Source organism: Micromonospora sp. RB23 (assembly GCF_053585025.1).
In genome coordinates this window covers 1,450,520-1,472,407 of record NZ_CM132111.1, presented here as the reverse complement: position 1 = coordinate 1,472,407, position 21,888 = coordinate 1,450,520, and the positions used below count along the sequence as shown (strand labels likewise).

Genomic DNA, 21,888 nt, shown 5'->3' with positions numbered 1-21,888 from the left:
GGGTACCGGGCCGGCGGCGTCAGAACAGTTCGGCGTCAGAAGAGGGCGACGTCGCGCAGGTAGTTGCCGACGCGGCGGAGCCGGTTGGCGCCGTCCACCGGCGCGGTCATCCGGAACACGAGCTGGTGGTCGAGACGGCCGCTCTCGCCGCCCCGCCAGTAGGCGACGATCACGAGGCCGTAGCGCTGCTCACCGTCGATCTTCAACTGGCTGGACTCGGCGTACGTCACGTTCGTCCCGCCACTCATCCACTGCAGGCTCCAGGCATCCTCGGCCTGGCGCATGCTCGCCTGCCGCCGCGTGTCGCAGGGCTCGAGGCAGTCGCGCACGACAAGCTCGCCGCCGATCGCCGTGGGGCCTCCCGCGGGCGTACCGCAGTTGTACTTGACGAATCCCTCGGCGCGGCCGGCGAGCGTACAGCCCCAGTCCATCGGCACCTTGATCGGGAAGGTGAGGCCTTCCAGCCCGGTCAGGGTCTTGACGTTGTCGCGGTCGGTGAACTTCGGCCACTGTGCCGGCCAGGTGCCCGCCTGCGGCGGCTCGACCCCGGGCGACTGCGGCGGCGAGGTCGGCATCGCCGGCGGTACGGCGACGGCGCTCGGGCTGGCGGTCACGTCCTTCGGGTCGTCGTCTCTGTTGGCCCAGACGAGAAGACCTCCGGCGCCGACGAGCACCACCAGCACCAGCGCGGCGACGCCGATCCACAGGCCGGTACGCCGGGGCGGCGGCGCGGACGGGGTGATGCGACGGACGGGCGAGACGAACGCGTCACCACTGGGCCCGCTCGTCGGGAACGTGCGTGGGGCCGGCGGCGATGAGGTGACCGCGGCCGGTGATGTCGGCGCGCCGGAGACCGGGTGCGGCGACGCGGAGACCGGGTGCGACGCGCCGGAGACCGGGTGCGGCGAGGCGGAGACCGGCCGTCCGGAGTCCGGGCCCACGTGCACCGCCCAGGGCAGCGCGGGCATGTCCGGGACCAGCTCGGGCGCCCGCGGGACCGGAGGCCCGCTGACCTGCTGGGGTACGCCGGAGACCGGCGAGGAGCTCGACGGCACCCCCGACGTGGGCGGCGCCGAGACCGGCGCATCGGCAACGGGTTGGTAGTCCATGCCGAGGCTCTGGAAGAGTCGTTGCGGGGCGTGGCCCTCCTGTGCCGGGTAGGCCGCCCAGGGGTGGGCGGCGGTGAAGTCGGCGTCGGCGTACCGATGGCCGCCGGCGGCCTGCGCCAACGCGTTGGCCGCGTTACCGAACGCCTCCCGCCAGCGCTCGTCGGACGCGGCGACCCCGTCCAACACGGCCACTGTGGCGAACCGGCCCTCCCCGTCCACTGCCGCCCAGGCCTTGCCGACCGGGCACGCGCCCAACATGTGGGTGTACCTGTAGGGGTTCTCCGGCTGCATGCCACTCCTCCGCTCAACCGCCGTGCGGATGATACCGACAGCGTGCCAGTCGGCTCACTTCCGGTGCGAAACGGACGACGCCGGTCAACGGTCATTCCGGACGCCGGCCTGTGCGGGGCCGGTTCGACGTTGCCGAACCGGACCCCGCACAGGTTGGCGGTCAGAAGAGCCGGATGGAATCCCACTTCCACCCGTCGGAGGCCGGCACCGTCAGACTGCCGACGAACGGACCGATCCCACCAGCGGCATTCGCCAAGGACGTGTTCATGCTGAAGTGTCCGTCGGCAAAGGCGAACATCATCGCCGCGTCCGTGCGCCCGTCACCGTTGTAGTCACCGACGATCAGCTGGAACGACGTCCAGGCCCACGAGTTCTTCGGCACCAGATAACTGTCCACGAACGGACCGAACGCGCCCGCCGTGTCACCCAACGCCGTGGAGAACTGGATGGAACTGTCATCGTTGCGATGCGCCACCAACGCGTCGTCGCGACCATCTCCGTTGAAGTCACCGCTGAACAGCCGGACGAAGCCCGACTTCCAGTTGGCGCTGGTCGGCACCGTCACACTGCTGATGAACGGACCGAACCCACCAGTGGCATTCGCCAGTGAGGTGTTCATGCTGAAGTGTCCGTCGGCGAAGGCGTACAACATGGCCGCGTCGTCGCGCCCGTCACCGTTGTAGTCACCGACGGTCAGCTGGAACGACGTCCAGGTCCACGAGTTCTTCGGCACCAGGTAACTGTCCACGAACGTGCCGAACGCGCCCGCCGCGTCGCTCAGCGACGTGGAGAACTGGATGGAACTGTCATCGTTGCGATGCGCCACCAACGCGTCGTCGCGACCATCTCCGTTGAAGTCACCGCTGATCACCCGGGCGTAGCCCGACTTCCAGCCGGCGCTGGCCGGCACCGTCACACTGCTGATGAACGGACCGAACCCACCATCGGCGTCCGCCAACGACGTGCTCAGGCTGAACCGCCCGTCGCCGAAGTCGTACAGGATCGCGGCATCCGCGCGACCATCCGCGTTGTAGTCGCCGGTGATCGTCTGGAAAGAGTTCCATTTCCACGAGCTCTTCGGCACCGTGTAACTACCCACGAACTTACCGAACCCGCCAGCCGGGTCCGTCGGTGACGTGAAGAATTGGACACGGGTGTCGTCGTACTTGTACACCATCAACGCGTCATCGCGGCCATCGCCGTTGAAGTCGGTGTTGTGGTCGGTCGCTCCCGCGGGCGCATTGGCGGCGATCCAGCCGCCCAGGTCGTCCACCCGGGTCTCCACCGCGTCGCGGCGGGTCTCCGTCTCGCCCAGGCAGCCGCCCTGCCAGGACGTCCGGTGCAGGGCCACGAGCTGCGGTTGGCCGTTGACCAGACGAACGCTGGGACCGCCGAGGTCCCCGCGGCAGATGGCGGTCTGGCCAGCACCGAGGAGACCGACGTCGCCGCCGTTCACCGACTGGACCGAGGAGATTCCAGTGTGCAACTGGTTGGGCACCCACTCGGTCGCGGTGCGCCCGTACCCGGCGACGGTCAACTGCTCACCGACGGTCGGAGGGCTGGCCGCCACGCTGACCGGGGTCACCCCCACCCGGCGGGACAGCCGCACCAGAACCACGTCCCGGTCCGGGTGCGGGACCAGGCGCAGAGCCGATACGACCGCCCCGGTCGACTGGGCGAGATCGGGCCGTCCGACGGTGACGGTGGTGGGCCTCGCCGGCGGACCAGCCACGACCGGTTGACCGTCAACGCTGAAGCAGCTCTTCGCGGTGATCACCCAGTACGGGTTGACCAGGGCACCCGTGCAACTACGCACTCCGGGCCCGACGTCGACCTTGGCGGTGAAGGCGAAAGAGCCGTCGCTGACGACCGTTCCCGAACTGACCGCCTGGGCGGACCCGGCGTTGACCAGGCTCGCGGCCAGAACGGCGACGAGTAGACCGGCATTCCGGGCCACTCGTTTACGATGTGACAATTGCACCGATTATCCCTTCAAGGTGTTGAATCCGATGGCGCACTGTGGAACGTGGCAGCAGCCGCGTGGCCCAAATCGGCCAGCCGCGACCGGCAGGCCGGGAGTCATTTCGCGTAGCAGCCGGCTACTTCCGAGGCCGCATTCCGAGTGAATCGGCTCGGGTGAACAAGCGTCATCGACACGGCCGCATGCCGTCAGAGACTCAGCTCGGAAGTGTCACGAGAGCGAAGAAGACCCGAGCGCCTCGTCTTCGAAAGGCCGGGGTAGATCACCCATGCGGGAAAGGCACCGCAGCGAGAGGCGGCTGATCGGTGACGTCCGAAATGGACCCCGAGTGGACAGCCTGGATGAAGTCAGCATGAATCGACCGTGCAGTCACAGCAACCCCCGTGGAAGCGAGACAAGGCACGCTGCACGCTATAGAGGTCGATGAGGATTCACAAGGGGTGCGACCCGACGTCAAAACCGACGTCGGACGCCGGAGCACCGGGTGGGCGATGACCCGGCCAGAGCCGACGACTCGACGCCCGGTCTTGTCAGTGAAAATTCTCATGCATAGAGTCATGCCGTGAATGAAAGCGGTGCAGGCGGCAGTGAGCTGCTCGACCTGTTCGACGGGGTGCGGCTCACGCCGACCCAGCGGCGGATCGCGCACTGCCTCGTGCAGCACGCGCCGACCGTCGCGTACCTCTCCGCCGCGGAGGTCGCCGAGTTGGCCGGGGTCAGCCAGCCCTCGGTCACCCGGTTCGCCGTCGCGCTCGGCCACGACGGCTATCCGGCGCTGCGCCGTCGGCTGCGGGACCTCACCGCCGGCGCCACAGGCAGTCCGGCGGGCACCGCGAACGAGCTTCAGCAGGCGGTACGCGCCGAGATGGGCAACCTGGACCGGTTGGCCGGACAGCTCGCCGACACCGACCGGATCGCCGAGACCGGGCGACTGCTCGCGTCCAGCCGGCCGCTGCCGGTGCTGGGCCTGCGGGCCGCCGCGCCGCTGGCCGCGTACTTCGCCTACTTCGCCGCCAAGGTCCACCCGGACGTACGGGTACTCAACGACGGCGGCAGCCTGCTCACCGACCGCCTGGAGCAGGCCGCCGAGGCCGGGGCGTCCGCCGTGCTCGCCTTCGTGCTGCCCCGCTACCCCCGGGAGACCCTGGACGCCCTGCGCGACGCGCGTGCCGCCGGGCTGGCCGTCGTGGCGATCACCGACTCGCCGGTCAGCCCGGCCACCGAACACGCCGACGTGGTGCTGCCGGCCGCCGTCGGCGCCCAGCTCGTCTTCGACCTGCACACCGCACCGATGACCCTGGCGATGGTCCTGTTGCAGGCGATCTGCGACGCCGCGCCGGCCGAAACCCAGCGCCGCCTGGAGGCGTTCGAAGCCTCCGCGGCCCGCCGACAGTTGTTCCTCGGATGAGGAGGAGACCGGAGATGACCCAGCCCATCCGTGCCGCACGGGGCAGCCAGCTCACCGCCCGTGGCTGGCAGCAGGAGGCCGCCCTGCGGATGCTGATGAACAACCTCGATCCGGAGGTGGCCGAACGCCCCGACGACCTGGTGGTCTACGGCGGGACCGGAAAGGCGGCGCGGGACTGGCCGTCGTACCACGCGTTGGTGCGTACGCTGACCGACCTGCGCGCGGACGAGACGATGCTGGTGCAGTCCGGGCGGCCGGTCGGGGTGATGCGTACGCACGAGTGGGCGCCCCGGGTGCTGCTGGCGAACTCCAACCTGGTCGGCGACTGGGCGACCTGGCCCGAGTTCCGTCGCCTCGAACAGCTCGGCCTGACCATGTACGGGCAGATGACGGCCGGCTCGTGGATCTACATCGGCACGCAGGGCATCCTCCAGGGCACCTACGAGACCTTCGCGGCGGTGGCCGCTAAGATCGCCGGCGCCCGCGGCGACGGGCAGGGGCAGAGCGGTGGGAGTCTCGCGGGCACGCTGACGCTCACCGCCGGGTGCGGCGGAATGGGTGGCGCGCAGCCCCTCGCGGTGACCATGAACGACGGCGTCTGCCTGATCGTGGACGTGGACCGCACGCGGCTGGACCGCCGGGTGCACGACCGCTACCTGGACGAGGTGGCCGACTCCCTGGACGACGCGGTCGCGCGGGTCCGCGCGGCGAAGCGGGACCGGCGTGCGCTGAGCGTCGGCGTCGTCGGCAACGCCGCCGAGGTGTTCCCGGAGCTGCTGGGTCGGGGTGTCGAGATCGACATCGTGACCGACCAGACCAGCGCGCACGACCCGCTGGCGTACCTGCCGGTGGGGGTGGAGCTGGCCGACGCCCGGGAGTACGCCGCCGCGAAGCCGGTCGAGTTCACCGACCGGGCCCGCGCGTCGATGGCGCGGCACGTCGAGGCGATGGTCGGCTTCCTCGACGCCGGCGCGGAGGTCTTCGACTACGGCAACTCGATCCGGGGCGAGGCGCAGCTCGGCGGCTACCAGCGGGCGTTCGACTTCCCGGGCTTCGTGCCCGCGTACATCCGGCCGTTGTTCTGCGAGGGCAGGGGCCCGTTCCGGTGGGCGGCGCTCTCCGGTGACCCGGCCGACATCGCCGCCACCGACCGGGCCATCCTGGAGCTGTTCCCGGAGAACGAGTCCCTGGCCCGCTGGATCAAGCTGGCCGGCGAGCGGGTCGCGTTCCAGGGTCTGCCGGCCCGGATCTGCTGGCTCGGCCAGGGCGAACGGGACCGGGCGGGCGTGCGGTTCAACGACATGGTCGCCTCCGGTGAGCTCTCCGCCCCCGTGGTGATCGGCCGAGACCACCTGGACACCGGCAGCGTCGCGAGCCCTTACCGGGAGACCGAGGGGATGGCCGATGGCTCCGACGCCATCGCGGACTGGCCGCTGCTGAACGCGCTCGTCAACACCGCAAGTGGGGCGTCCTGGGTGTCCATCCACCACGGCGGCGGTGTCGGCATCGGCCGCTCCATCCACGCCGGACAGGTCTGCGTCGCCGACGGCACCGCCCTGGCCGGGCAGAAAATCGAGCGGGTGCTCACCAACGACCCGGCGATGGGTGTCATCCGGCACGTCGACGCCGGCTACGACAGCGCCCGCGAGGTCGCCGAGCGCACGGGCGTCCGGGTGCCCATGACCGAGGGTGAGAACGCGTGAGCGACGACCTGCCCGGCCGGTTCCGGGCGCTGTGGGACGAGATCGCGCCGGTCGGGCGGGACGCCGACAGCGGCGGCTACCTCCGGTACGCGCTGACCGAGCCGGAACTCGAACTGCGGGCCTGGTTCCGGGCACAGGCCGACCGTCGCGGACTGCGGGTCACCGAGGACGGCAACGGCAACCTGTTCGCCCACTGGGGTGACCCCGAGGGCGCGGACGCCGTGCTGACCGGCAGCCACTTCGACTCGGTGCCGCACGGCGGGGCGTACGACGGGCCGCTCGGCATCGTCAGCGCGTTCCTCGCCGTGGACGAGCTGCGCGCCGCCGGGGTCACCCCGGTCCGGCCGCTGGTGCTGGGTGCCTTCGTCGAGGAGGAGGGGGCGCGTTTTGGCGTACCCTGCCTGGGGTCGCGGCTGCTCACCGGCGTGCTGGCGGCCGACCGCGCGGCCGGCCTGCGCGACGCGGCCGGGGTGAGCTTCGCCGACGCGCTCGGCGGGCGGCCGGCGGGCGCCCGCCCGGAGCTGCTGGGCCGGTTCGGCGCGTTCGTGGAGTTGCACGTCGAGCAGGGCCGCGCGCTCGTCGACGCGGACGCGCCGGTCGGGGTGGCCAGCGCGATCTGGCCGCACGGCCGCTGGCGATTCGACGTGGTCGGCGAGGGCAACCACGCGGGTACGACGCGGATGGCCGACCGCCGCGACCCGATGCTCACCTACGCGTTCGGGGTGCTGGCCGCCAACAAGGAGGCCCGGCTGCGCGGCGCGCACGCCACCGTGGGCCGGGTCGCCGTGGAGCCCAACGCGACGAACGCCATCCCGTCGCGTGTGACCGGCTGGCTGGACGCGCGCGCGGCCGACCCGGAGACCCTGACCGGGCTGGTCGACGCGGTCCGGGCCAAGCTCGCCGAGCGGGCCCGGCGCGACGGTACGGAGGTGGCGGTCACCGAGGAGTCGGTGACTCCGCTGGTCGCCTTCGACGATGACCTGGCCGCACGGCTGGCGACGCTGCTCGACGCGCCGGTCCTGCCCACCGGCGCGGGACACGACGCCGGGGTCCTCGCGGCCCACCTGCCCACGGCGATGCTGTTCGTGCGGAACCCGACCGGGGTGTCGCACTCCCCCGCCGAGACCGCGAGCGACGACGACTGCGCCGCCGGGGTGCGGGCGCTGGCCCGCGTGCTCGAGGAGCTGACATGCCGGTGACGGACGTGGCGCGCCCGCGCGGGGCTGGTCTGCGGCGCGGGGCTGGTCTGCGGCGCGGGGCTGGTCTGCGACGTGGCGCCGGTCGGCACCTGTTGCGGACGTCCTTTGGAGCTGATGCCGCAGACGAATCAGCCGGACCGCCGCAGCCACCGCGACCGGCTCGACTTCCGGCAGCCCGGCCACTGATGTCACAGACGATTCAGCTCCAAAGGGAGCGTGGAGTATGACCGCCACCCGCTGGCTGGCCGAGTATGCCTGGCTGCCCGCCCACGCCGAACCCACACCGGACGTGCTGATCGAGGTCGAGGACGGCCGGATCAGCGCGGTGACGCCGCTGACGCCCGGGAGCCGGCCACCGGCCGGGGTCGACGTGTACGCCGACGCCGTGCCACTGCCCGGCCTGACCCTGCCCGGCCTGGCCAACGCGCACTCGCACGCGTTCCACCGGGCCCTGCGCGGGCGTACCCACGACGGGCGGGGTGACTTCTGGTCCTGGCGGGACGGGATGTACGCGGTCGCGGACCGGTTGGACCCGGACACCTACCTGGCGCTGGCCCGGGCGGTCTACGCCGAGATGGCGCTCACGGGTATCACCTGCGTGGGCGAGTTCCACTATCTGCACCACCGGCCGGGCGGCGGCGCGTACGACGACCCGAACGCGATGGGCGCGGCACTGGTCGAAGCCGCCGCGCACGCCGGCATCCGGCTCACCCTGCTGGACACCTGCTACCTCACCTCCACGGTGGACGGCCAGCCGCTCGCCGGGCCGCAACGGCGCTTCGGCGACGGCGACGCGGCCGGCTGGGCGCGGCGGGCCGGGGCTTTTCGGCCGACGGACTCGCACGTGCGGGTCGGCGCGGCCGTGCACTCGGTGCGGGCCGTCCCCGCCGACCAGCTCCGCACGGTCGCCGACTGGGCCCGCGACCGGCAGGCCCCGCTGCACGTGCACCTCTCCGAGCAGCCCGCCGAGAACGACGAGTGCCGGGCCGTGCACGGACGCACGCCCACCGCGCTGCTCGCGGACCACGGCGTGCTCGGGTCGGACACCACCGCCATCCACGCCACCCATCCGACCAGCGCGGACCTGACCCTGCTCGCCGAGAGCCGGACCGGCGTGTGCCTCTGCCCCACCACCGAGCGGGACCTCGCCGACGGCATCGGTCCGGCCCGCCGGATGGCCGACGCGGGTATCCGGCTGAGCCTGGGCAGCGACAGTCACGCCGTGGTCGACATGTTCGAGGAGGCCCGTGCCGTGGAACTCGACGAACGGCTGCGCACCCGCCGCCGCGGCCAGTTCACCCCGGTCGACCTGTTCACCACGGCCACCGCCGTCGGGCACGCAGCCCTGGGGTGGACCGACGCCGGGCGGATCGCCGTCGGCGCCCGCGCCGACCTGGTGACGGTACGGCTCGACAGCGCCCGTACCGCCGGAGTGCCGCCGGTAGGCGCGTTCTTCGCGGCCGGCGCGGCGGACGTCGACCAGGTGATGGTGGACGGCCGGGTGGTGGTGGCCGAGGGCCGGCACCTGAGCGTCGACGTGCCGGCCGAGCTGTCGGCGGCCATCGAGGCGGTGACTCCCTCGTGAGCAGCCTGCTGGTCGACAACATCGGGGAGTTGGTCACCAACGCCATCGGCGCGGACCCGCTGGGCATCCGCCGCAAGGCGGCCGTGCTCGTCGAGGAGGGTCGGGTCGCCTGGGTCGGGCCGTCCGCGTACGCGCCGGCCGCCGACCACCGGATCGACGTCGGCGGGGCCGCCGTGCTGCCCGGCTTCGTGGACAGCCACGCGCACCTGGTCTTCGCCGGGGACCGGGCCACCGAGTTCGCCGCGCGGATGGCCGGCGAGCCGTACACCGGCGGCGGCATCCGGACCACCGTCGGCGCGACCCGGGCCGCCACCGACGACGAGCTGCGGGCCACCGTGCGCCGGCTGCACGGGGAGGCGCTGCGCCAGGGCACCACGACCATGGAGATCAAGAGTGGGTACGGACTGAACGTCGCCGACGAGGCCCGCTCGCTGCGGATCGCCGCCGAGACCAGCTCCGAGACCACCTTCCTGGGCGCGCACGTGGTCCCCGCCGAGTACGCCGACCGACCGGACGACTACGTCGGGCTGGTCTGCGGGCCGATGCTCGCCGCCGCCGCCCCGTACGCGAAGTGGATCGACGTGTTCTGCGAGCGGGGCGCCTTCGACGTCGACCACGCCCGCGCCATCCTCGCCTGCGGGCAGGCCGTCGGGCTGGGCGTACGGCTGCACGCCAACCAACTCGGCCCCGGCCCGGGCGTGCAACTCGGAGTGGAGCTGGGCGCGGCAAGCGTCGACCACTGCACCCACCTCAGCGACGCAGACGTCGACGCGCTGGCGAACTCGACGACAATCGAGTGGCTCTCCGGTCCTCCGACGCGCACCGTGGCCACCCTGCTCCCCGGTGCCGAATTCTCCACCCGGTCGCCGTACCCGGACGCGCGCCGGCTGCTCGACGCCGGGGTGACCGTGGCGCTGGCCACCGACTGCAACCCCGGTTCGTCGTACACCTCGTCGATGCCCTTCTGCATCGCCCTCGCGGTCCGCGAGATGCGGATGACCCCGGCGGAGGCGGTCTGGGCCGCCACCGCCGGCGGCGCGCAAGCGTTGCGGCGCGACGACATCGGCGCGCTCACGCCCGGCGCGCGGGCCGACCTGGTCGTCCTGGACGCGCCTTCCTACCTGCACCTGGCCTACCGGCCCGGTGTCCCCCTGATCCGCCAGGTAATTCGCAACGGAGCACCGCAATGACGCACGTGACCATCCAACCCACCGGCATCTGTCCCGACGACGTGCTCGCGGTGGCCCGCGGCACCGCCACGGTGGTCCTCGACCCGGCCACCCGGGACGCGATGGCGACCAGCCGCGCGATCGTGGACGGGATCGAGGCCGCCGGACGACCGGTGTACGGCGTGTCGACCGGGTTCGGGGCGCTGGCCAACACCTTCGTCGCGCCGGAGCGGCGGGCCGAGCTGCAACACGCGCTGATCCGCTCGCACGCCGCCGGGGTGGGCGCCCCGATGCCGCGCGAGGTCGTCCGCGCCATGATGCTGCTGCGCGTACGCTCGCTCGCCCTGGGTCGCTCCGGGGTCCGACCGCTGGTCGCCGAGGCCCTCGTCGACCTGCTCAACCACGACATCACCCCGTGGGTGCCGGAGCACGGCTCGCTGGGCGCGTCCGGCGACCTGGCGCCGCTGGCGCACTGCGCGCTGGTGCTGCTCGGTGAGGGCTGGGTGCTCGGCCCGGCCGGCGAGCGGCAGAACGCGGCCGACGTGCTGGCCGCCAACGGGCTCAAGCCGATCGAGCTGGCCGCCAAGGAGGGGCTGGCTCTGATCAACGGCACCGACGGCATGCTCGGCATGCTGCTGCTGGCCATCCACGACGCGGCGCACCTCTTCGCGATGGCGGACGTGACCGCCGCGCTGGCCATCGAGGCGATGCTCGGCTCGGAGCGGCCGTTCCTGCCCGAGCTGCACGCCATCCGACCGCACCCCGGTCAGGCGGCGTCGGCGGCGAACATCCACCGGCTGTTGCAGGACTCGCGGGTGATGGACTCGCACCGCGACGACCTGGCCCACGCCGTGCAGGACGCGTACTCGATGCGGTGCGCCCCGCAGGTGGCCGGCGCGGCCCGCGACACGCTGGACTTCGTCCGCACGGTCGCGGGTCGGGAGCTGGTGTCCGTCGTGGACAACCCGGTGGTGCTGCCGGACGGGCGGGTCGAGTCGACCGGGAACTTCCACGGCGCGCCGCTGGGCTTCGCCGCCGACTTCCTCGCCATCGCCGCCGCCGAGGTGGGCGCGATCGCCGAGCGGCGGGTCGACCGGCTGCTGGACGTCACCCGCTCCCGGGAGCTGCCGGCGTTCCTCTCCCCCGACGCCGGGGTCAACTCGGGCCTCATGATCGCCCAGTACACGGCGGCCGGGATCGTCGCGGAGAACCGGCGGCTGGCCGCCCCCGCGTCGGTGGACTCGCTGCCCACCAGCGGCATGCAGGAGGACCACGTGTCGATGGGCTGGGCGGCGGCCAAGAAGCTGCGCACCGTGCTGGACAACCTGACCAGCCTGCTCGCGGTCGAGTTGCTGGCCGGCGTACGTGGTCTGCAACTGCGCGAACCGCTGGTGCCGTCGCCGGCCGGGCGGGCCGCCGTCGCCGCCCTCGGTGCGGCGGCCGGCGACCCCGGCCCGGACGTGTTCCTCGCCCCGGTGATGGAGGCGGCCCGTGCCGTCGTCGCCGGCCCCGAGCTGCGCGCCGCCATCGAGCGGGAGGTCGGCCCGCTGGGCTGACCTCCACGGGTCGCTGCCGTCCGCCGCGGGTCAGGCGGCGGGCGGCAGCGACCTCGCGCCCGTCAGGCGGCGGGCGGCAGGACCTTCGCGACCAGCTTGGCCAGCTCCCGCAGCGCCTTGCCCCGGTGGCTGACCGCGTCCTTCTCGGCCGGGGTCAGCTCGGCGTTGGTGCGGTCCTGACCGTCGCCCAGGAAGATGGGGTCGTAGCCGAACCCGCCGTCGCCCCGCGGCGCGCGCAGCACCCGGCCGGGCTGCCGGCCGTCGACCAGGTGCTCCTTGCCGCCGGGCAGCACGAGCGCCACCGTGCAGACGAAGGACGCCCCCCGGTGCTCGTCCGGCACGTCGGCGATCTGGTCCAGCACGAGCTGGAGGTTGGCCTGGTCGTCGCCGTGCTTACCGGCCCACCGGGCGCTGAACACCCCCGGCATCCCGTTCAGCGCGTCCACCGCGATGCCCGAGTCGTCGGCGATCGTCGGCAGGCCGGTACGCCGGCAGCCCTCCCGCGCCTTGATCAGCGCGTTCTCACCGAAGGTGAGGCCCGTCTCGGGCAGCTCCGGGTACTCCTCGACGTCGTCGAGGCCGAGCAGCGCGATCCGGTGCGCGCCGAGCGCGCCGTCCAGGATCCGCTGAAGCTCCACCAGCTTCTTACGGTTCCGCGTGGCGAGCAGGACCCTGTTCATGCTGAATCACCTTCGTTCGCGACTGCAGGGCTCGCAAGCTCACTCCTCGCGCTCACGCGAGAGCCTTGCGCTGGGCTTCGGCCAACTCGGCGCACCCGGCCACGGCCAGGTCGAGCAGGCTGTCGAGCTGGTCCCGGGCGAACACGCCCGCCTCACCGGTGCCCTGCACCTCGACGAAGTCGCCGGTGCCGGTGCACACCACGTTCATGTCCACCTCGGCCGCCACGTCCTCTTCGTAGCAGAGGTCCAGGCGTGCCTCGCCGGCGATGATCCCGACGCTGACGGCGGCCACCGAGCGGTGCATGACCTTCTCCGGCTTCCCGGCGAGGGCCTTGCGGGCGGCCAGCCAGCCCACCGCGTCGTGCAGCGCCACGTACGCGCCGGTGATCGCCGCGGTCCGCGTACCGCCGTCGGCCTGCAACACGTCGCAGTCCAGCACGATCGAGTTCTCGCCGAGCGCCTTGAGGTCGATGCAGGCGCGCAGGCTGCGGCCGATCAGGCGGGAGATCTCGTGGGTACGCCCACCGACGCGGCCCTTGACGCTCTCCCGGTCCGAGCGGGTGTTGGTGGCCCGGGGCAGCATCGCGTACTCGGCCGTCACCCAGCCGAGCCCGGAACCCTTACGCCAGCGGGGCACGCCCTCGGTGACGCTCGCCGTGCAGAGCACCCGGGTGCCGCCGAACTCGACGAGCACCGACCCCTCCGGGTGGGTGCTCCAGCCTCGGGTCAGGGTCACCGGTCGTAGTTGAGAGGGCCCTCGCCCGTCAGGTCGCGCCATGCCTGCACCCTATGCGGTACGGCGATCCACCTCGCCCCGGGTGCCCCGCGGCACGTCTGCGCGTCCCCGCTGGAACGACCCGCTCACGAAGCGCCGGCTGGCCGCGACGCGGTCAGATGTCGTAGCTGGCGCCCGCCCGGACCACTTCGAGCGGCCCGGCGTACGCGGCTGCCGCCGACTCCAGCGTGTGCGCCTCGCTGCCCCAGGCCGCGACCAGGTGGGTGAGCAGCAGACGACCCACCGCCGCCTTGGTCGCCGTCTCACCCGCCTCCCGGCCGGTCAGGTGCAGATCCGGGGGATTGTCCATGCCGTCCAGGTAACTGGCCTCGCACAGGAACACGTCGGCGTTCTGGGCCAGCCGCAGCAACGCCTCGCACTCGGCGGTGTCCGACGAGTAGCACAGCGACCGGCCACCGTGCTCCAGCCGCACGCCGTACGTCTCGACCGGGTGGTTGACCCGGTCGACGGTGACCGTGAACGGGCCGATCGGGAACGTGCCCGGCTGGAGGGCGTAGAACTGGTAGACGTCGTCCACCGTGCCGTCGTCGCCGTAGGCGGCGCTGAGCCGGTCCGGGGCGCCGGCCGGGGCGTACACCGGAAGCGCCGGATACGGGCCCTCGGGGGCGTACCGGCGGACCACCACGTACGTCACGGCGTCGAGGATGTGGTCACAGTGCAGGTGTGTCAGCAGGATCGCGTCCGGGGCGTGCAGCCCCACGTACCGCTGGAGGCTGGACAACGACCCCGAGCCGAAGTCGACCAGGAGACGGAAACCGTCTGCCTCGACGAGGTAGGCGGAGCACGGTGACTCGGGGCCCGGGAAGCTGCCGGCACACCCAAGGACAGTCAGTCGCATCGGGTTTTCTCACTGTCACTGTCAGTAGTATCTCTGCCGGCGGTCGTACCGGCCATGATCTCTACCGACGCGTACGCCACGCTGCGCAGCCTACGCCGGGGTACCCGAGGACAAGAATCATCCGTTGGAAGTTGTCACGAACGTGACACCTGCTCACAGCGAGCCGGGACGCGAAACGGGCCATCGACGCGTACGCCGACGGCCCGCTCGCGCAGGGACCCGACCCTCAGGCCCAGAGCTGACCCTCCAACGCGTCCTCGGCATCGCTGAGGGTGCCGCCGTACGCGCCGGTGGACAGGTACTTCCAGCCTCCGTCGCACACCACGAACGCGACGTCGGCACGTCGGCCGGCGCGGACCGCCTCGTGCGCCACCGCCAGCGCGGCGTGCAGGATCGCGCCGGTGGAGAACCCGGCGAAGATGCCCTCCACCTCCACGAGCTGACGGGTACGCAGCACCGCGTCCCGTGTGCCGACCGAGAAACGCCGGGACAGCACCGAGGCGTCGTACAGCTCCGGCACGTACCCCTCGTCGATGTTGCGCAGCCCGTAGACCAGCTCGCCGTAGCGCGGCTCGGCCGCCACAACCTGGATGCCCTCGACCTTTTCGCGCAGGTAGCGCCCGGTGCCCATCAGGGTGCCGGTGGTGCCCAGCCCGGCCACGAAGTGCGTGATGGTGGGCAGGTCGTGCAGCAGCTCCGGGCCGGTCGTCTCGTAGTGCGCCCGCGCGTTGGCCTCGTTGCCGTACTGGTAGAGCATCACCCAGTCGGGGTGGTCGGCGGCGATCTGCTTGGCCGTCGCGACGGCCTGGTTCGAGCCGCCCGCCGCCTCCGAGAAGATGATTTCCGCCCCGTACATGCGGAGCAGTCGGACCCGCTCGGTGGAGACGTTCTCGGGCATCACGCAGACCAACCGGTAGCCGCGCAGCTTCGCCACCATCGCCAACGAGATGCCGGTGTTGCCGCTGGTCGGCTCCAGGATGGTGTCACCAGCCCGGAGCCGGCCCGCCTCCTCCGCCGCACGGACCATGAACATCGCCGCGCGGTCCTTGATGCTGCCCGTCGGGTTCCGGTCCTCCAGCTTCGCCCAGAGCCGCACCGGTGGCGCGCCGTCGGGCACCGTCGGGGAGAGCCGGGGCAGCCCGACGAGCGGCGTACCTCCGCACGCGTCGAGCAGGCTGTCGTACCGCGCCACGACGGCCGCCCTCAGCGAGCGGCGACGGCGTCGCGGACCGCGGCGGCGCTGTCCCGGCTGGCGCTGTGCGAGCTGATCGCCGCTGCCGCGGCGCTGTGCGAGCTGATCGCCGCTGCCGCGGCGAAGCCGAACGCGCCGCCGGCCACGGCCGGCAGGATGGTGACGCTGTCGCCGTCGGAGAGCTTGGCGTCGAGCGCGCCGAGGAAGCGCACGTCCTCGTCGTTGACGTAGACGTTGACGAAGCGGTGCAGCGCGCCGGCGTCGGTGACCAGCCGGCCGCGCAGTCCGGCGTGCCGGGAGTCCAGGTCGGTGAGCAGGTCGCCCAGCGTGTCGCCGGCGCCCTCGACGACCTTGGCGCCGCCGGTGTAGCTACGCAGGATGGTGGGGATGCGAACTTCGATGGCCATGATGTCGTGCTCCTTGATCGGGTGTGCCAACGGTGACGGGAAGAAACGGGTGCGGACGCTGACGGATCAGCGGCCGGAACACTCGTAGTCGACCGTCGCCGGGCTCTGCCCGAACATGTAGGACTGCACGGCGTGCGGGTCGACACCGGCCTGGATGATCTGGACCGGCTCCTCGGTCACCACGCCGTCGACGATCCGGAACGAGCGGATCTCCTCCGAGTCGGGCTCGCGGGTCGAGACGAGCAGGTAGTGCGCGTTCGGCTCGCCGGCGAAGGACACGTCGGTACGCGACGGGTACGCCTCGGTGGCGGTGTGCGAGTGGTAGATGACCACCGGTTCCTCGTCGCGGTCGTCCATCTCCCGCCAGACGCGCAGGTGCTCCATCGAGTCGAACTCGTAGAAGGTCATCGACCGCGCGGCGTTGTCCATCGGGATGTGCCGGGTCGGGGTGTCGCTGCCGACGGCACCGGCGACGACGCCGCACGCCTCGTCGGGGTGGTCCCGGCGCGCGTGGGCGACGATCGCGTCGATGATCGACCGGTCGATGCTCAGCACGTGCACCAGCCTAACGCCTCCCACGCACGCCCTGAAGTGGTGCGGGTCACGCCTAGTCGATCAAGGCGTTGAGCAGCGACTCCTGGAGATACCCGAGGTACGCGTAGACCGACAGCTGGAACACCCGGCTCGAGCCCGGATCCTCGGTCACCGCGTCGTCCAACTCCTCGCCGAGGTCCGTGCCGTCCTTGATCTCCAACCGGACGCCCATCGCCAGTCGCGCGTCGTTGAGCGCCCGCAGCCACGCCTCGGCCGCCTCGGCGTCCAACCGCACCTCGCCGCCGGCATCGTCGGGCAGCGCGGCCAGGATCGCCCCGGCCTGGTCGATCTTCGCGGTCTTCAGGTCACCCTCGGTGTAGCGGCGGAACTCCGCGGTGCTGGCCGCGTCCTCGGGGTACGCCGCCGGGAAAAGCCGGTCGACGACCGGGTCGGTGTGGTCGAAGCCGTCGGTGAGAAGACCGACCACCTCGGTGGCGACCTTGCGCAGCACCCGCACCTCGTCGACGGCGAAGGTGGCGACGTAACGGCCCGCCTGCCGCCGGAACATACTCATGAACGGTCCACCGTTGCCCACAGCCCGTACGCGTGCAACTGCGACGCGTCGTGCTCCATGCGCTCCCGGGCGCCGGTCGAGACCACGGCACGGCCCTTGTGGTGCACGTCCAGCATGAGCTGCTCCGCCCTCTCCCGGCTGTAGCCGAACAGCTTCTGGAAGACCCAGGTCACGTACGTCATCAGGTTGACCGGGTCGTCCCACACGATCGTCACCCATTGCCGGTCGGGCGCCGGCACCTCGTCAGTGGCCGGCGTCTCGACCGGTGCAACCTGTGGAGCCGCCATGCCCCCCATCGTGCCACCGGTTTCCCGGAACCGAGGAACCGGAACGCCGGACGAATGCGGATCGCCCGTCGCGGCCGCCGCCGAGCCGCCTCGCGTCGCCCTGGAGGCGAGGCGTCCAGCGACGTCGAGCCGTACGGCGGGCACGCTGTCAGGCGAGCAGGATGCCGTGGTCGACCGCATCGGACAGCACCACTCCCAGCGAGAGACGGATCACCTCGAACCGCCGGGAAATCTCGCGGTGAAGCTCCAACTCGACCTCCCGCAGCGCTCGCTGGGACCAGGCCCGCGCTGCGCTGTGGTCGTCGTTTCCCGGGGTACGCCACTGCTGCCAGCACCCGCCGGAGAGCGCCACCGCGATCGGCGGAAGCACCTCGTCACGGGTGGCCGTCGGATAGCCGGCGAGGGCGTCGATCGCCTCGGCGCCGGTCAGTCCGGCCACACCCGCCGTACTGGTGACCAGCAGGACCCGGTCCAGGTCGCGTCCCGTGCGGTGATCGGCAAGGCCGTACTGCACGGCGGTGGCGATCCGACGACGCACGCCCTCCGTCGGCGGCGCGCCGAGCACCTGGGCGGTGGTGTCGGCCACGATGCCCCGCACCGCGTGGTCGCACTGCGCGGTGGCGAGCAGCGACAGTGCCGCCATCTCCCGGTCGAGCAGGTCGGGGAGGCCGGCGCAGCCGACCCCGAAGACGATCTCCTGAACGGCCCGCAGGTGGATGTTCGCCAGTTCCAGGGCCAGGTGCTGGCGGATCCGCTGGGAGCAGGAGCGGGTCTGCCGGTCGAGCCGTTCGGACCAGTTTCCGGGGTCGGCGGCCACCGTCACCCGGTCGTGCTGCCCCGGCAGCACCGGCGGTTCGGCGCTGGCCCGCTGCAACCCCTCGGTCGCCGACCAACCCACCAGCGCCCGCCGCAGGTCGGCGGCGGCGTCGACGCCGTCGACCGGGAACCAGCGCGCGGTGGCCAGGGCGGGGACGGCGGCCAGCAGCGCCGCCCGGTGCGCCGCGACGGTCACCGCGACCGGGTCCACCTCCCCCGAACGACCAACCGCCGGCGGGACGGACGCCCCCGCGTCCTCCGTCGTCGCCGTGCCGTCGGTCAGCGGGGCCCAACCGGCCGTGCCGGGCGTCACCGCGAAGACGACCTCCACCGGGGCCGCGGCCACCTCGGCGAGCAGGTTCAGCTCCTGGGCGGTGAACGCCTGGTCGGCCGCGATCACGAACAGCAACGCGCCGGCCCGACCGACGGCGTCCCGCAGCACCCGTCCGCCGGCCACACCGAGCGCGCCGGTGTCCGGCGTGTCGATCAGGGTGAAGTGGCGCAGCAGCGGCTCGGGCACGCTCAGCTCGACCCGCCGGGGCGGGCGCGCCAACGCCGGGCCGGCCGCGTCCCGGTCCGCGCCGTACGAGTGCGGCTGGCGGTAGCCCGGGACGAACGCCGCCCGCGTCGGCACCTTGGCGTGCCGGACCACCAGCCAACTGCCCGCGGGCACGGTGAGCATCACCGGGTCGAGACCGACGAGGGTGGCGAGCACGGCACGCCGGTCGGCGCCGGCGGGACCGACGGCGACCACGCCGAGCGGCTCGTCCGCCCGGGGACCGGGCACGTCGAGTTCGGTGGGCAGCGGGCCGCAGCTCGGCAGCTCGGCTGGGCTGGCCATATCGCCGGGCGAGTCGAGCGAGGGGAGAGGGCCCTGCTGCATCGGGTGGCCTCCCGGGGCTGGCGACCGGCACGCCGGTCGGGTGGAAATTCCGGTGACAGTACCCGGATGCCCGAAGAGTACGTGCGGCGTGCCGACCAGGCAGAACACCGCGGGTACTCACCGGTAATTGTGCGACTACTCAACTTCGGTGCGTGACGGTACGGGCGCGGACGGAATTCGATGGATATGCTGCCCAAATGAGTCGATGGAAGTTCGTCGGCCGCACCGATGAACTCAACCGCCTGCTGGCGGCGGTTACCGGCGAGGCCGGCCGGGGGCTCTTCTTCAGCGGCAGCGCCGGCATCGGCAAGAGCCGGCTGTTGCGTGAGGGCGTCAACACCCTGCCCACCGACCGGTACGCCATCTGGTCCATCGCCGCCAGCGCCACCACCGCGGCGCTGCCGTTCGGCGGACTGGTGCAGGTCCTGCCGGCGGAGCAGCCACAGGGCCTCTCCCCCGCCGGCATTCTGCGCTGGGCGCTGGGGGTGCTGCAACAGCAGGCCGCCGGCCGGCGGATCGTGCTCGCCATCGACGACGCCCACCTGCTCGACCCGCCGTCGGCCGCGCTTGTGCACCTGGTCGCCCGCGCGGACAACGCCACCGTGGTGGGCACCCTGCGCGACGGCGAGCAGATCCCGCTGCCGATCCGCGCGCTGTGGACCGACGATCTGGTCGAGCACGTCGAGCTGACCCCGATGCCACCGTCGGAGACCGCCGGCCTGCTGGCGGCGATCCTGGGCGGGCCCGTCGACGCCAACTCCGCCGACCGGCTCGGCCGGCTGTCGGCGGGCAACCCGCTGCTGCTGCGCGAGCTGGTGCACGCCGCCAGCGGCAGCGAGGAGCTGAAGCGCACCTACGGGATCTGGAAGTGGACCGGGCGGCTGGAGCTGGCGCCCAGCCTCACCGATCTGATCGACACCCGCGTCGGGCAGCTCACCGACGGCGTCCGTACGGTCGTCGAGCTGGTCGCCTTCGGCGAGCCGCTCGGGCTGCACCTGCTCAACCAGGCCGCCGAGCAGTCCGATGTGGAATTCGCCGAGGAGCGCGGGCTGATCACGGTCGTCCAGCACGACCGGCGGACCAACGTACGCCTGGCGCACCCGCTCTACGGCGAGGTGATGCGTCGGCGATGCCCGGTCAGCCGCACACGACGCCTCCAGGCGCATCTCGCCGAGCTGCTGGAGCAGGTCGGCAAGCGCCGCCGCGACGACCTGCTGCGGGTGGCGGTCTGGCGGCTCGACTCCGGCACCGCGCAGGACGCCGCCCTGCTCGTGGACGCCGCGATGCAGGCGTTCACCCGGTACGACGTACCGTTGGCGACCCGCCTGGCCCGGGCCGCGCTGCACGCCGACGGCGGGTCGGACGCCGCGGAGCTGCTGGCCACCATCCTGATGTTCGCCGACCGACCGGAAGAGGCACTCACCGTCCTCGACGCGGTGACCCTGGAGCCCGGCGACGAGCGTCGTCTCTGCCGGTGGCTGACGGTCCGCGGCATGGTCAGCTACTGGGGGCTCAGTCGGGAGTCCACGGTGGAGGAGATCGCGAGCCGCGTCGAGCAGCTCGGCGACTCCGCCGACCGGGCCCGGGTGCACGCCTTCGAGGCGATCATGCGGTTGCACCGACTCGACACGGCGACCGCCGTACGGCTCAGCCAGACCGTGCTCGACCGGCCCGCGGCCAGCATCGCCGCCCGCGAATTGGCCCGCAGCACCATCGCGTACGTCCAGGCCGCCGAGGGGCAGCTGACGCGCAGCGGCGCGGCCATCGCGCAGGTGCACTCCGCCGCGGCGAGCTGGCGCACCGACATGCCGTACCTGCAACTGGCCCTGGAACTGGCGCGCGGCACCCGGCTCATGCTCACCGGCGACCTCGTCGGGATCGACGCGATCGTGGCCGACGAGTTCGCCGATCTGGCGGGCGCCGGTGACTTCCGGCTCGGCACCGGCTACCTGGCGATCCTCGCGGCGTACGCCGCACGGCTGCGCGGGCAGAGCGACGCGGCGATGCGTACCTCGTTGGGTGCCTGCGCGGTGCTGGCGACCAGCCGGGTCTACGCGGGCCTGGCCCAGGCCGAGCGGGCCCAGGCGGCGGCGTTGCGCGGCGACGCGGCGCAGGCCACCGAGGCGATGGCCGAGGCCGACCGTACCCACGCGCCGGGCATGGCGGTGCTCTACCCGTGGTTGGAGCAGGCCCGAGGCGCGGTGCTGGCCGCGTCCGATGACCTGCCGGGCGCGGTGAAGCACCTCAGCGACCTGGCCGACCGGCTGCGCGCGGACGGCTTCGCCGGGCACGAGGTACACGTCCTGCACGACCTGGTCCGGCTGGACCATGCCGGCACGCCGATCGGTCCCACCTGCTCCGACGGCGGGCGGCGCACCGTGGCGCAGCGCCTCGCCGAACTGTCCGAGCAGGTGGACGGGGTGTTGCCGCCGCTGCTGGCCCGGCACGCCCGGGCGGCGGTGAGCGATTCGGCACCGGACCTGCTGTCGGTCGCCGACGACTACGCCGCGCTGGAGCTGACCGTGTACGCCGCCGAGGCCACCGCCCAGGCCCTGCACCGGCTGCGTCAGCAGCACTCGGTGGCGGTCGGCGAGGCCCGCGAACGGCTCGCGGGGTTGCTCGGGCGGTGCGACATGATCCGGACGCCGGCGCTACGGGCCGGAGCGCCGGTGCTGACCGAACGCGAGTGGCAGGTGGCGCGCCTCGCCACGCACGGCGCGACCAGCAAGGCCATCGCCGAACGGCTGTACCTCTCCGCACGCACGGTGGAGAACCACCTCCAGCGGATCTACACCAAGCTCGGCGTGACCGGCCGGGCCGAGTTGTGGGCCGCGTTGCGGTCGATCCCGGGCCACGAGGGCGACGAGTCGGGCTGAACCT

18 protein-coding genes are annotated in these 21,888 nt (G+C 72.4%); 7 read left to right on the top strand and 11 right to left on the bottom strand.

Annotation, left to right across the window (positions count from 1 at the left end):
• Positions 1-35 precede the first annotated feature (35 nt).
• Both ACTFTM_RS06840 and ACTFTM_RS06835 read right to left on the bottom strand, forming a co-directional pair.
• Positions 36-1,400 carry a hypothetical protein gene (locus ACTFTM_RS06840; RefSeq protein WP_449564998.1) on the bottom strand — a complete coding sequence of 455 codons (1,365 nt, stop codon included), beginning with the start codon at positions 1,398-1,400 and terminating at the stop codon, positions 36-38.
• A 160-nt stretch (positions 1,401-1,560) separates the two neighbouring features.
• Positions 1,561-3,357, bottom strand: a complete 1,797-nt coding sequence (locus ACTFTM_RS06835; RefSeq protein ID WP_449564997.1) for an FG-GAP-like repeat-containing protein — start codon at positions 3,355-3,357, stop codon at positions 1,561-1,563.
• Positions 3,358-3,943: 586 nt separating this feature from the next.
• On the opposite strand from ACTFTM_RS06835, the gene ACTFTM_RS06830 reads away from it, so the two are divergent.
• The 6 genes from ACTFTM_RS06830 to hutH all read left to right on the top strand — a co-directional run bounded on the left by ACTFTM_RS06830 (position 3,944) and on the right by hutH (position 12,001).
• Positions 3,944-4,789 carry a MurR/RpiR family transcriptional regulator gene (locus ACTFTM_RS06830; protein ID WP_449564996.1) on the top strand — a complete coding sequence of 282 codons (846 nt, stop codon included), beginning with the start codon at positions 3,944-3,946 and terminating at the stop codon, positions 4,787-4,789.
• A 14-nt stretch (positions 4,790-4,803) separates the two neighbouring features.
• Positions 4,804-6,492: a urocanate hydratase gene (hutU, locus tag ACTFTM_RS06825; protein ID WP_449564995.1), complete on the top strand. Its 1,689-nt coding sequence runs from the start codon at positions 4,804-4,806 to the stop codon at positions 6,490-6,492.
• Positions 6,489-7,691, top strand: a complete 1,203-nt coding sequence (locus ACTFTM_RS06820; protein WP_449564994.1) for an allantoate amidohydrolase — start codon at positions 6,489-6,491, stop codon at positions 7,689-7,691. The genes hutU and ACTFTM_RS06820 overlap by 4 nt, the downstream gene beginning before the upstream one ends.
• Positions 7,692-7,914: 223 nt before the next feature.
• A complete protein-coding gene (locus tag ACTFTM_RS06815) occupies positions 7,915-9,276 on the top strand; it encodes a formimidoylglutamate deiminase (protein ID WP_449564993.1) in 1,362 nt (453 codons plus the stop codon).
• Positions 9,273-10,466 (top strand): imidazolonepropionase, encoded by a 1,194-nt coding sequence (gene hutI / locus ACTFTM_RS06810; protein WP_449564992.1) that lies wholly within the window; start codon positions 9,273-9,275, stop codon positions 10,464-10,466. Before ACTFTM_RS06815 ends, hutI begins: the two co-directional genes overlap by 4 nt.
• A complete protein-coding gene (gene hutH, locus ACTFTM_RS06805) occupies positions 10,463-12,001 on the top strand; it encodes a histidine ammonia-lyase (protein ID WP_449564991.1) in 1,539 nt (512 codons plus the stop codon). Before hutI ends, hutH begins: the two co-directional genes overlap by 4 nt.
• A gap of 62 nt (positions 12,002-12,063) precedes the next feature.
• Here hutH and rdgB read toward each other — a convergent pair whose 3' ends face one another.
• The 9 genes from rdgB to ACTFTM_RS06760 all read right to left on the bottom strand — a co-directional run bounded on the left by rdgB (position 12,064) and on the right by ACTFTM_RS06760 (position 19,008).
• The gene (rdgB, locus tag ACTFTM_RS06800) at positions 12,064-12,681 is read right to left on the bottom strand and encodes an RdgB/HAM1 family non-canonical purine NTP pyrophosphatase (protein ID WP_449564990.1); all 618 of its coding nucleotides are present in this window, start codon (positions 12,679-12,681) and stop codon (positions 12,064-12,066) included.
• Positions 12,682-12,733: 52 nt separating this feature from the next.
• Positions 12,734-13,459, bottom strand: a complete 726-nt coding sequence (rph, locus tag ACTFTM_RS06795; RefSeq protein ID WP_449564989.1) for a ribonuclease PH — start codon at positions 13,457-13,459, stop codon at positions 12,734-12,736.
• A 112-nt stretch (positions 13,460-13,571) separates the two neighbouring features.
• Positions 13,572-14,315: an MBL fold metallo-hydrolase gene (locus ACTFTM_RS06790; protein WP_449564988.1), complete on the bottom strand. Its 744-nt coding sequence runs from the start codon at positions 14,313-14,315 to the stop codon at positions 13,572-13,574.
• Between the two features lie 226 nt (positions 14,316-14,541).
• Positions 14,542-15,507, bottom strand: a complete 966-nt coding sequence (locus tag ACTFTM_RS06785; RefSeq protein WP_449564987.1) for a PLP-dependent cysteine synthase family protein — start codon at positions 15,505-15,507, stop codon at positions 14,542-14,544.
• Positions 15,508-15,518: 11 nt separating this feature from the next.
• On the bottom strand, positions 15,519-15,914 hold the full coding sequence (locus ACTFTM_RS06780) for a MoaD/ThiS family protein (protein WP_449564986.1): 396 nt from the start codon (positions 15,912-15,914) through the stop codon (positions 15,519-15,521).
• 66 nt (positions 15,915-15,980) lie between these two features.
• The gene (locus ACTFTM_RS06775) at positions 15,981-16,469 is read right to left on the bottom strand and encodes a Mov34/MPN/PAD-1 family protein (RefSeq protein WP_449564985.1); all 489 of its coding nucleotides are present in this window, start codon (positions 16,467-16,469) and stop codon (positions 15,981-15,983) included.
• Between the two features lie 52 nt (positions 16,470-16,521).
• The gene (locus ACTFTM_RS06770) at positions 16,522-17,022 is read right to left on the bottom strand and encodes a DUF2017 domain-containing protein (protein ID WP_449564984.1); all 501 of its coding nucleotides are present in this window, start codon (positions 17,020-17,022) and stop codon (positions 16,522-16,524) included.
• Positions 17,019-17,309: an ATP-dependent Clp protease adapter ClpS gene (clpS, locus tag ACTFTM_RS06765; protein ID WP_234581506.1), complete on the bottom strand. Its 291-nt coding sequence runs from the start codon at positions 17,307-17,309 to the stop codon at positions 17,019-17,021. Before clpS ends, ACTFTM_RS06770 begins: the two co-directional genes overlap by 4 nt.
• A 148-nt stretch (positions 17,310-17,457) precedes the next feature.
• Positions 17,458-19,008, bottom strand: coding sequence for a hypothetical protein (locus ACTFTM_RS06760; RefSeq protein WP_449564983.1), 1,551 nt, complete (start codon positions 19,006-19,008; stop codon positions 17,458-17,460).
• Between the two features lie 197 nt (positions 19,009-19,205).
• Between ACTFTM_RS06760 and ACTFTM_RS06755 the strand changes: the two genes are divergently transcribed.
• The gene (locus tag ACTFTM_RS06755) at positions 19,206-21,884 is read left to right on the top strand and encodes a LuxR C-terminal-related transcriptional regulator (protein WP_449564982.1); all 2,679 of its coding nucleotides are present in this window, start codon (positions 19,206-19,208) and stop codon (positions 21,882-21,884) included.
• Positions 21,885-21,888: the final 4 nt, after the last annotated feature.